The following is a 10,300-nucleotide window of genomic DNA, read 5'->3' as shown; positions in this document are numbered from 1 at the left end:
CCGCTGACGCACCCGCGACCGCCGTGGGCGTCGCTCGCGGCCTGCCTCTGCTTCGCGCTCGCGATCGCCGCGGTGCTGTACGGGATCTACCTGATCATTCCGCAGTTCCACCAGTAGTCGCGAGAGGCGCCTGCGACCGGCTCAGGCGTGGCCGGACCAATCGGAGACGCCCGCGTCGGCGGCATTCGGGGCGGATGCCTGCAGCACGATCCCGTTCCCATCGGGGTCGGCGAAGGTGACGAAGCGTCCCCAGGGGGCATGCTGCGGCGGGCTCACCTCGACGCCCTTGCCGCTCAGGGCCGCGACGTCGCGCTCGAGGTCGTCGGACTCCAGCACGGTGCCCTGCAGCGACCCGGGCGGCATCGACGGGAACCAGGTGACCAGGGTGAGCGCGGTCTGCCCGCCGGGCGGCGCCACCATGACCCAGCGCATCTCGGGCGTGAATCGCCGGTCGGCGAGCAGGGCGAAGCCGAGCACGCCGACGTAGAACTCCTTCGCGCGGTCCTGGTCGGAGACCGGGATGGAGACGACCTGCACGTGACGGATGGACATGTCCCCATCAATGCAGGGCGGCCGGATGCCGTCAAGGCCTGGCCGGGGCGCGGTGATATGCGAAGGCCTTCGAGGCGGCGATGCGGAAGGCGACCGAGCCGTCGTCGACCAGTTCGTCGACGAAGTGCGCCCACTCGGGGCCCTCGACAGGGACGTAGTGATCGATCATCGCCTGCCGCAGCGGCGCGGCCCGGCCGTCGCCGAACGGCATGATCTCGACCTCGCCGTGGACGATGAGCTGCGTCGTCTCATCGGGAAGCCACGTGGCGCTCACGGCGGCATTCCGCCGCAGGTGGGCGGTGCGCACTGCCGCCGCGCCCGACGAGAACCAGAGCTCGCCGTGCAGCAGGTAGCCGTCGACGGCCCCGGCGATGGGGCGGCCATCGCGGGAGACCGTGGCGACGGTGAGGAGCCGCATGCCCGGCATCCGCTCGATGAGCTCGCTCGCGCTCATCAGCACGTCGTCGGTGAAGATCTGGCGCAGGTGCGGCCCAGCTTGGGCGATGCTGTGGTCGAGCAGTGCCTGCAGCGCCGCGACCTCGTCAGCCGTCTCGAACATGCCGCAAGTAGAGCACGGGCCACCGACATCGGCGGGCGCTCCGATAAGATTGACCAGCCGGCCTCTGTAGCTCAATGGAAGAGCAGCTCCGTCCTAAGGAGAGGGTTGGGGGTTCGAGTCCCTCCAGGGGCACGCGACGTAGAACCCTGGTTCGCCTCGAAAACACTGGCGATTCGGAGCTCTCTCTGTCTTGCGAGGGGCATCTGCCCACATTTGCCCACACCTGCATCCGCATCTGCGGCGCTTATCTCGGGAGTGATCGTGCGCGCCGCTCTCCGCTCGACCTATAGGTGGACAGACCGCGAGGCGCACGCCGAAGGGCATGTGGCGCGGGCCTCGCTTGAGGCGCGGATCCCGGAGGGTTTCGAGCTCGCGCATGTCCGGTCTATCGACCGGAAGGGCGGCCAGCCCGTCACCGTCGAGGCTGAGGCACACAGCCGGGTCACGCGCGAACTGACGATCGGGGCTCCAAGCTACGGTGAGGTGAAGGCGAAGCTGGCGGAGCAGGTCCCCGACGGCTGGGAGATCCTCTACTCAATCGCTGTCGACTTATCCACAGCCCGGCCGAATGTCGGCAGTGCGCTCGACGATGCACGCATGTAGCTTCAACTGATCCAGCTCGGTGAGCACGACCGGATCACGCTCGATGACGGCCGGCAGGTGCGGCACATCATCCACCGCGGGTCGCCTCGGCCAGTGAACCAACAGCCTTCTTAAGGAGCCAGGCGCCGGGCGGCGCGAGAAGCGCACGCGGCACCGACACCAAGTGCCAGCACCGTGGAGACAAGGGAGAGACCGAGAGCGGCGATGTAGGCAACTGGGGCGAGCTGCAAAGGGACGGACAACACCGCGATTGCCGCCGCCGCCACCAGGAAGGGCGCCATGACCTTGCGCGCCACGACATGGCCCGCGTGCCACGCGTCCTCGCTCCTCATCAGAGACGGCAGACGGATGCCCGCGAAGTGGCTTCTGCTCGCGCCATTGGCGGCCTGAGACACGACTGCCCAGATAACCGAATCGATGACGATCAGAAGCACAGCGCACCCAACCGCCGCGAACCAACCCGGACTCGTCACGTGCGTGCACCTCCATATCGAAACTCGGGCTCGGCCCTCACCGCCCGAAAGCAAAGGCAACACCCACTATCCAGTCAAGCGCATCTACACGACCACATCACGAGGGTGCAGCAGCGCGACCTGGATGTCGTCGACGTCTTCCGGGGAGACGGCGACCTGGCAGCGCTCGCATCACCGCTGATTGAAGGTCGGGTGCGCCTCCATTGGCTCGAGACACTGCAGCAGTTCGGCGCGGCACGAGCCGGCAGTACGCGGCGTTGTCGCTGCCCTTGAACGACAGTGCGGGCCTCAGGTGGTTGCCCTCGGCGGGGTGGGTGAGCGCGGCGTAGGCCGTGTACTGCCTTCGCATGCGGGTCGACGAGCAGCTTGTCGGCGTCGAGCCTGAGGTCAGGGGCCGGGTCCCCAGGGGCCGGGCGCGCAGCCCGAAGCAGGCGCCGGCGCCGACGTCGGGCACGAAGTCGGGGAGCACCCAGCTGGCGCGGTGGCGTGGCTCGCGCAGACGCTCGATCCCGTCCTCGCCGACCGGGCAGAACTAGACCGCCTTGGCGGTCGGAGTGGACGGCCGCGTTCACGCCGCCCGCGGCGGGCGTGACGCCGAGCGGAGCGCGCCGCGAGTCGAACGGGGCAGGCATGTCTTTCGCGTCGTCTCGCTGGGACTCCGACCATCTCAGAGCGGGGTCTACGGCCAAGCTACCGCTCGGAGAAATTATCTGATTCGCGGGAATAGTGACGGATGCTCGAGCGTCACTCATGGCAGAAGTTGAGCCATCCCGACTCAGGAATTGGAGGTTGATGATGCTGTTCGATGTGTTGAATGAGTTCGACCGACTCGGCTCGGCGTTGTTCTCCGCCATGAACGGGGCGCAGGCGCCGGTAGGGGTGCCGCTGGATCTGCACCGCGAGTCGGATCGCTACGTGTTGAGCGCCGACCTTCCGGGAGTTGACCCGAAGTCGATCGACGTGTCCATCGATGGGCAGTGGCTGACGGTTCGAGCCGAACGCTCGAGCGACTCTGAGAAGAAGGATGGTCACTGGCTGGTGCGCGAGCGCTCCGACGCGTCCGTCCTGCGGCGGGTCGCGCTGGGCCAGGATGCCGATGTCGAACACGTCGAGGCGAGCTACGGTGACGGCGTTCTCCGCGTCACGATTCCGATCGCCGAGCACGCGCGACCGCGCAAGATCCAGGTCGCTACCGGCCGTGCGTCGCAGCGCGCCCTGGCCGGAAGCACGGCATCGAGCGAGGCACCAGCGAGCGTCGGCGCCAGCGCCGAGCACGAGGAGGCGGGTTCGAAGCAGGGAAAAGCCGAACCCGCGCATTCGCTGGTGCACTGACCAGGCACCTTCCGTGGGGCCGCCGTTCCGGTGGCCCCACGAAGCGGGTGCGCGGGAGGGTCACGATTCCTGTCCGCCGGCACGCACGCGTGAGGGGAGCAGCGTGATGGATGCGTTCGCGCTCGTCGACGGATTCGACGTTGACAAGGCCGCAGTGCCCACCAATGACGCCGCCGGGGTTGATGTTCGCGAGCTGTACCGAACGGCTCCGCCGATGGAGGGGGAGCGCGTTGCGGGCGGCCTCCCCGTGGGCACGCCGGCGCCCGACTTCAGCCTTCCCGACGCGAGCGGAAGGGTGGTGCGTCTGTCGGACTTCCGCGGGCGACCCGTTGCGCTCGTGTTCTACCCCTTGGACTGGAGCCCGGGTTGCAGCGTCCAGCTCGATCTGTACCAACAAGAGATCGCCGAATTCGAATCCCGGGGGATCCAGCTGATCGGCATCTCGGCCGACTCGATATACAGCCACGGGGCCTGGGCCGCGGTGCGCGGCATCAGGTATCCGCTGCTCTCCGATTTTCACCCGAAGGGCGAGACTGCCCGCGCGTACAACGTGTGGCGCGTACGGAACGGCTTCAGTGAGCGAGCCGTGTATCTGATCGACGATGAGGGCGTCATCCGCTGGGCGCACGTTTCGCCGCAACTTCACCATCTCCCGGACTTTGACGAGCTGGTCGCTGCGCTCGAAACCATCAAGGCGCCCGAGACCGGCTCAGCCCCGATCGAAAGCGAAGGTGAACGACAATGACTCTCTTCGACGTGATGGCTCCCACCCGGCCCATGGCTGAGCGTGCCGCCCGGCAGGCGGTGGACGTGCCCGTCGCGATCTATGGCAACAGCTGGTGCGGGATCACCCAGATGACCCGCCGTGCGCTCGACCGCGCGGGAATCGAGTATCACTACGTGGACCTGGACCGCCATCCCGATGTGAACCGGAAGCTGCAACTGCTGGGTCGCGGACGCGCGCGCACGCCGCTCGTCTACGTCGGCGGCGAATGGTTGATGGCCCCCGGCCTGCCGCAGTTGCAGCGGGCGCTCGCGCGCCACGGGGTGAACCTGTGACCGTGACGCAGGCATCCGCTGTCGTCGCCTGCCCGGCCTGCGGCACCCGCAATCGCGTGCCGCAGGCCCGCGAGGGTCGCGTGCGCTGCGCCAGTTGTCACGCCGACCTTCCGTGGCTCGTCTCGGCCGACGACGCGACCTTCGACGAAGCGGTGGCGCGCAGCTCGCTGCCCGTGCTGGTCGACGTGTGGGCGCCGTGGTGCGGCCCCTGCCGGGCGATCGCGCCCGTCGTCGAGCAGCTCGCCACTGAGAACGCGGGCCGACTCAAGGTCGTCAAGCTCAATGCCGACGAATCCCCGGGTGTCGCCGCACGACACCAGGTCACGGGCATCCCCACGCTCTTGTTCTATGCCGGCGGCCGCGAGACCTCACGCACCGTCGGCGCCGCCCCCGCACAGCAACTGCGCGACTGGGTCGGCACTTCTTTGCAGGCGGTCAGCCAGCGGTAGCTCACGTCCCGTCGGATGACGAAGGAGCGGCTCGTGGACGTCCCACCCGCAGTTCAGGTGCCGATGGCCGTCGCCTCGACTCGACGCGGGTGGTGGTGGAAGGCGCTCATCGGCGGCGCAGCCCTCTGGGCGGTCACCATCGCCGTCACCAAGCGGAAGAAGAGAGACGCGCCGCCGGGGTCTGCACCTTTGCGCAGGCCAGGCCGACTGCTTCCGCTACCCGGTGCTCTCGGCGCGCGCCAGCATCTTGTCGAGGTGCTCGACGCGCGCTTGCGCACGGGAGGCGGGAAGGCGCCCGCCTGCTTGGAGGGTGGCCAGGCCGTGCAGCGCGGCCCAGGCGACTTCTGCTCTGGCATCGGCGCCGGGGAAGGCGGCCTGGATCGCAGCGAAGGCGCGGCGAAGGGGCTCGGGGCTGCTGCCGGCGCCAAATTCCAGGCCGGACGGCAGTGCGAACATCGCCTCGTAGAGGCTCGGGTGACGGGTCGCGAAGTCGAGGTAGGCGCGCATGCGGGCCGCAGGCTCGGGCGGGACGGACTCGAGCGTTGCGGCGATCTCGGTGAATCCGTTCAAGGCGACCGCATCGACGAGCGATTGCCGGCCGTCGGGAAAGGCTGAATAGAGCACGGGTTGGGTGGCCCCGAGCTCCTTCGCCAACCGGCGCATGGTGACGGCGGCCCACCCTTCCGCTTCAGCGAGTTCGCGCGCCGTCGCGGTGATCTGGTCTCGGCGACGATCGAGGTCCGGGGCGGGTCTGGGTGACATGCGCCAATCGTAGCGCGGTTACCTAACGACGCTAGACGAACAGTCCTGCAGGTGATAGAACGGTGTTATAAAACATTGTTAGATTATCTCGGAAGGCTTCTCATGGCTATCGCAGCTCTCGTCGTCGCTGTTCTCGCATGTCTGTTCATCTTGTTCATCGGGGCGCGCTTCGTGCTGGCGCCCCGGGTCGCGCTGGCCGGTTTCGGAGTGCCAGAGGGGCGCACGCGCGCCCTGACGAGCATCAAAGGGGTCCGCGACATCACCTCCGGCGTCGTTCCCCTCGTCGTGCTCGCCGTCGCAGGCCACGAGGCCTTCGGCTGGGCTCTGATCGCCGCGGCGATCACCCCGATCGGCGATGCCGTGATCGTCGTCACCAACGGGGGCAGCGTGCGCCAGGCGCTCACCGTGCACGTCGCGACAGCGGTCGTGCTGGTCGCGGTCGGCATTGTGCTCGCACTGGCCTGAGCTCCGCGATCGACGAGGAGGGCAAGAGCATGATGTACGACTCATCAGCGCCCGAATACGCGCGCGCGACGCGTCCGCACAACACGGTGACGCAGCAGCATCCGCGGCTCGTGGCCGCGCCTACAACGGCGGCGGAAGTCAGCGAGGCGATGGCGGCGGCTGAGCACGGCCTGACCGTCGTGCCGCAGGCGACCGGTCATGGCGCCGGAGCGCCCGTGGGGGACGACGCGCTGCTCCTGGACACCTCGGGGCTGGCGTCGGTCAGCATCGATGCCGAGGCGAAGACAGCCACCGTGGGCAGTGGGGCGACGTGGGCCGCGGTCAATGCGGCGGCGTTCCAGCAGGGGCTGCTCGGGCCGGCCGGATCTGCGGGAACGGTGTCGATTTCCGGGTATTCGTTCGCGGGCGGCATCGGCTGGCTGGTGCGTCGAGACGGGCTGGCGAGCGGGGCGATCCGCCGCGTCGGCTACGTGGACGGCCTCGGCAGATCGCGCGTCGCCAGCGACGATGCGCGCGAGGCCGTCGACCGCGATGCACTGTGGGCGTTTCGCGGTGCAGGCGGCGTCGGCGTCGCCACCGAGCTCGAGATCGACTTGTTCCCGGCCCCTGCCCTCCACGCGGGCAGGCTGCTGTGGCCGGGTGAGGCGCTCGAGACCGTCGCGGAGGCGTGGGCCGGAAGCCTGAGCGCCGTCGGGCCGAGTGTCTCCTCCAGCCTCGCGCTCATTCACCTCACGGCCGCCCCGGTGGTTCCCGCCGAGCTTCGGGGCCGTGTCGCGATCCTCCTGTCCGTCGCCGACCCCGACGGCGGCGACGGGGCGCAGCCGCTGCTCTCGGCAGTGCGGGCGGCGGCCCACCCGCTCGCCGATGATTGGGGTCCGGCCGATGCCGCCCGGCTCGCGCAGATCCACCTCGATCCTCCCGATCCGGTGCCGGCCCTCGGCGACGCACGCTGGCTCGAGGCATCCGCCCTGGACCTGGCTCCCGAGCTGCTCCGCACCGCGCATGCCGACGACTCGCCCATCGTGATGATGGAGCTGCGCCATGTGGGCGGTGCCGCGGCGCGGCGGCCGGGCGCGCTCACCGAGGTCGTGGCCCCACTGATCTACCACGCCGTCGGGCCCCTCGGCCGCTCCACGCGGCCTCAGCTGGGCGACGCCTTCGCACGCGCACGCGAGGTCTGGGGGACCGCGGACGCCGGCCTGGCTCCGGGTGCCTGGCGCGACGGAGCAGCATCGGTGCCAGACGCGCTGCCGGCACCGCTTGCCACGCGAGCGCGGGCGATCGCTGATGAGGTGGACCCGCTTCACCGCATCCGGCGGTCGCGCATTCTCGGCGGGCCATTCCTCGGCGGGCCCCTCCTCGGCGGTGCCGCTGTGCGATGAAGGAGGTCGTTCGCCGGCATCCGATGGTGGCTGGGCGTATCACAACCGCATCGTCGCGGCGTGCGATACATAAGCCTTTCCCGGTATTTCGGCCGTAAGGAAATAGGCGGACGCCGCTAGTATCGCCTCGCACCGGTATCCCGTTACCGGCTGAAATCGACGATATGAGGGTGCCGTAATGAAGAAGGTTATCGAGCAACTGGTCGACGATATCTCGGGTGACGTCATCGCCGACGGCGAGGGCGAGACCGTATCGTTCGCTATCGACGGCAAGTCGTATGAGATCGACCTCGGTGAGAAGAACGCGGCGAAACTGCGCGAGGCGCTGCAGCCCTACATCGCGGCGGGTCGTCGCTCGTCGGCGCTCTCGAGCCCGGCGCGTCAGGCCGCGACGCGCGCAAGTCGAGCCGGGTCCTCGACCTCTCACTGGAGCGCGGGCTACGCCGTTGTGCGCGAGTGGGCGCAGGCGAACGGTATCGACGTCTCGCCGCGCGGCCGGGTCGCCGATTCGGTGATGAAGGCCTACGAGGACGCGCACAAGTAACGCGCTTATGCGGGGCGGAATCTGCGCGATCCGTTCCGCCGCCTAACGCACGATCTGTCACGCTTGAGCCCGATTTCGGGGTGACGAATCGTGCGTTTCGTCGTCCCGGGCGGGCGCGCCGTACCCCTTCGGGCTACCGCCGGTTCATGCGTCGTCACCAGAATGGGGGACACCGTTGACGGCATGCCGAGCCGTCCGACTCGAAAGAAGGACCATGCGCACGACGTTCGTGTTCGGGGGTGCCGCGCTCGCGGCATCCGCCGCCCTGCTCATCGCCCAGCCCGCGCTCGCCGCACCGTCGCACGGCGGCCCCGCCCACCCGGCTCACGCGAGCGACCCGCTCGCCTGCTCCGCGTCCGTCGACGCCGTGAGCTACAGCGACGCGCTCGACAAAAAGGAGGCGTTCGGGGCCGAGGTGAGCGGCCTCTCGTCGATCGCGTGGGACGCGCGGCAGCACGCGTGGGTCTCTGCACTCGACAACAACGGCGCGACGCCGGAATACGTCTGGTCGTACCGCGACCTCGCCGACCCGAAGGTCACTTATGCGCCGCTCATGCTGAAGAAGGCCGACGGCACGCCCTACGACGGCGGGAACATCGCCACCGACCCGAATGCCGCCGATAACGAGGGTCTCGGCGTGCTGAAGGACGGGTCGTACATCGTGAGCTCCGAGACCGAGCCGTCGATTCGCATCTTCGGGCGCGACGGAGCCCAGAAGGCCTCGCTGCCCGTGCCCGCGCGCTTCGCCGTGACCGGTTCGACGCCCGCAGGCGAGGCGACCGCGAACGCCACCCTCGAGGGGCTCACGGTCACGCCCGACGGCCGCACCATCGTCGCCGCGATGGAGGGCGCGCTCGCGGGCGACGTGTCGTCGACCGGCGACGCCACCGCGCACCGCCTGCTGGTCTATACGCAGGCCCGCGGGCATTGGACGCTGTCGAAGCAGATCGAGTACAAGACCGATGCCGGCATGCGGATTCCCGAGGTGGCCGCCTACTCGAACGACGGCCTGGTGGTCGAGGAGGCCTCGTGGTCGGCATCCGTCGGCAACGCCGTGAACCTGTTCGCGGTGACCGGGCTGTCGCACGCCGCCGACGTGAGCCGCGTCGCGAACCTGGGGGATGCCTCACCGCGCCTCGCCGTGAAGAAGACCCTGCTCGCAGACCTGGTCTCGTGCCCGACGCTCGGGGCGCCGGCCCTCGAGACGCAGGCGAACCCGCTGCTCGACAACTTCGAGGGCATGGCGGTGACCGGCCGGCTGCCCGGCGGCAGGTACGGCGTCACGCTCGTCAGCGACGACAACAACAGCGCCGAGCAGCACACCCGGCTGCTCAACCTCGCCGTTGCGCTGCCGTGATTCCTGACTGTTCCTGATGGTGTGCCCCGAGTGGGGGTGTGCATGTCGGTGGCCGCTGGTAGGCAGGGACGCATGACGAACTCAGCCGACCAGACCCCGAACGCCACCCCCGCGGGGCGCGCCCCGCTTCCCGGTAGCGCCCGCCCGCCCGCTGCCGGCATGCAGGCGGCGTCCGTGCCGGCGGGCGCCGAAGCGCGCATCGAGGCGACCCTCGTGCTGCGCCGCCGCGCCGAGCTTCCCGAATCGGTCGTTCGAGGCACGGCGATCTCGCGGGACGAGCTCGCCGCGAAGTACGGCGCCGACCCGGCCGACGTCGAGCGGGTCACCGTCGCGCTCGCCGAACACGGCATCGAGGTGCTGTCGGTCGACCCCGCGAGCCGTCGCCTGCGGGTCGCCGGCACGGTCGAGGCGCTGCAGGCGGCCTTCGGCACGAGTCTCGAGTGGGCCGAGAGCGAGGCGCCGTCGGGCGGCCGGGTCGCGCACTGGCACCGCACGGGCGAGCTGAGCCTGCCCGAGCAGCTCTCGGGAGTCGTGACCGCCGTGCTCGGTCTCGATTCGCGCCCGCAGGCGCGGGCCAACTTCCGCGCGGTGCTGCCCCACGCGGTGTCGTCGAGCTACACGCCGGTGCAGCTGGGCGACATCTACAGCTTCCCCGCCGGAACAGACGGCGGCGGCCGCACCATTGCGATCATCGAGCTCGGCGGGGGCTTCGACGCTTCCGATCTCGACACCTACTTCGCCGGCATCGGGGTGGCCTCGCCGA

14 protein-coding genes and 1 tRNA gene are annotated in these 10,300 nt (G+C 69.4%); 11 read left to right on the top strand and 4 right to left on the bottom strand.

All coding sequences use genetic code 11. The features are described from left to right. Positions 1–141: 141 nt before the first annotated feature. Positions 142–552: a VOC family protein gene (locus tag ACM2XV_RS09060; RefSeq protein WP_344773564.1), complete on the bottom strand. Its 411-nt coding sequence runs from the start codon at positions 550–552 to the stop codon at positions 142–144. A gap of 31 nt (positions 553–583) precedes the next feature. Next, on the bottom strand, positions 584–1,111 hold the full coding sequence (locus ACM2XV_RS09055) for a pyridoxamine 5'-phosphate oxidase family protein (protein WP_344773562.1): 528 nt from the start codon (positions 1,109–1,111) through the stop codon (positions 584–586). A gap of 60 nt (positions 1,112–1,171) precedes the next feature. On the opposite strand from ACM2XV_RS09055, the gene ACM2XV_RS09050 reads away from it, so the two are divergent. Both ACM2XV_RS09050 and ACM2XV_RS09045 read left to right on the top strand, forming a co-directional pair. Next, positions 1,172–1,243: transfer RNA gene (locus ACM2XV_RS09050), tRNA-Arg, on the top strand. Between the two features lie 123 nt (positions 1,244–1,366). After that, the gene (locus ACM2XV_RS09045; RefSeq protein WP_487026695.1) at positions 1,367–1,714 is read left to right on the top strand and encodes a hypothetical protein; all 348 of its coding nucleotides are present in this window, start codon (positions 1,367–1,369) and stop codon (positions 1,712–1,714) included. 110 nt (positions 1,715–1,824) lie between these two features. Here ACM2XV_RS09045 and ACM2XV_RS09040 read toward each other — a convergent pair whose 3' ends face one another. Then, complete coding sequence (locus tag ACM2XV_RS09040) at positions 1,825–2,148, bottom strand: SdpI family protein (RefSeq protein WP_344773558.1); 324 nt, start codon at positions 2,146–2,148, stop codon at positions 1,825–1,827. Positions 2,149–2,979: 831 nt separating this feature from the next. Here ACM2XV_RS09040 and ACM2XV_RS09035 point away from each other — a divergent pair. The 4 genes from ACM2XV_RS09035 (at position 2,980) to trxA (ending at position 5,027) form a co-directional block, all read left to right on the top strand. Next, complete coding sequence (locus tag ACM2XV_RS09035) at positions 2,980–3,519, top strand: Hsp20/alpha crystallin family protein (RefSeq protein WP_344773556.1); 540 nt, start codon at positions 2,980–2,982, stop codon at positions 3,517–3,519. 106 nt (positions 3,520–3,625) lie between these two features. Further along, the gene (locus ACM2XV_RS09030; RefSeq protein WP_344773740.1) at positions 3,626–4,264 is read left to right on the top strand and encodes a peroxiredoxin; all 639 of its coding nucleotides are present in this window, start codon (positions 3,626–3,628) and stop codon (positions 4,262–4,264) included. Beyond that, positions 4,261–4,578 carry a glutaredoxin family protein gene (locus ACM2XV_RS09025; protein ID WP_487026694.1) on the top strand — a complete coding sequence of 106 codons (318 nt, stop codon included), beginning with the start codon at positions 4,261–4,263 and terminating at the stop codon, positions 4,576–4,578. The genes ACM2XV_RS09030 and ACM2XV_RS09025 overlap by 4 nt, the downstream gene beginning before the upstream one ends. Next, positions 4,575–5,027 (top strand): thioredoxin, encoded by a 453-nt coding sequence (trxA, locus tag ACM2XV_RS09020; RefSeq protein WP_344773552.1) that lies wholly within the window; start codon positions 4,575–4,577, stop codon positions 5,025–5,027. The genes ACM2XV_RS09025 and trxA overlap by 4 nt, the downstream gene beginning before the upstream one ends. A gap of 216 nt (positions 5,028–5,243) precedes the next feature. Here the strand turns inward: trxA and ACM2XV_RS09015 are convergent, their stop codons facing one another. Further along, positions 5,244–5,789, bottom strand: a complete 546-nt coding sequence (locus ACM2XV_RS09015) for a TetR/AcrR family transcriptional regulator (RefSeq protein ID WP_487026693.1) — start codon at positions 5,787–5,789, stop codon at positions 5,244–5,246. A gap of 102 nt (positions 5,790–5,891) precedes the next feature. Between ACM2XV_RS09015 and ACM2XV_RS09010 the strand changes: the two genes are divergently transcribed. From ACM2XV_RS09010 to ACM2XV_RS08990, 5 genes are all read left to right on the top strand, one after another. Continuing rightward, positions 5,892–6,254 (top strand): DUF4267 domain-containing protein, encoded by a 363-nt coding sequence (locus ACM2XV_RS09010; protein WP_487026692.1) that lies wholly within the window; start codon positions 5,892–5,894, stop codon positions 6,252–6,254. Between the two features lie 29 nt (positions 6,255–6,283). After that, positions 6,284–7,636, top strand: coding sequence for an FAD-binding oxidoreductase (locus ACM2XV_RS09005; protein ID WP_487026691.1), 1,353 nt, complete (start codon positions 6,284–6,286; stop codon positions 7,634–7,636). Between the two features lie 178 nt (positions 7,637–7,814). Then, entirely contained in the window at positions 7,815–8,180 is a 366-nt protein-coding gene (locus ACM2XV_RS09000) for a histone-like nucleoid-structuring protein Lsr2 (RefSeq protein WP_487026690.1), read from the top strand. Between the two features lie 214 nt (positions 8,181–8,394). Next, entirely contained in the window at positions 8,395–9,537 is a 1,143-nt protein-coding gene (locus tag ACM2XV_RS08995; RefSeq protein WP_487026689.1) for an esterase-like activity of phytase family protein, read from the top strand. Positions 9,538–9,609: 72 nt separating this feature from the next. Further along, positions 9,610–10,300 (top strand): protease pro-enzyme activation domain-containing protein (locus ACM2XV_RS08990; RefSeq protein ID WP_487026688.1); only part of this gene is annotated, 691 nt, incomplete at its 3' end.

The sequence above is a fragment of the Gryllotalpicola sp. CP2-P1 genome (assembly GCF_057512245.1).
Note: the sequence above shows the minus strand (reverse complement) of the source record. Positions and strands in the feature narration are given on the sequence as shown.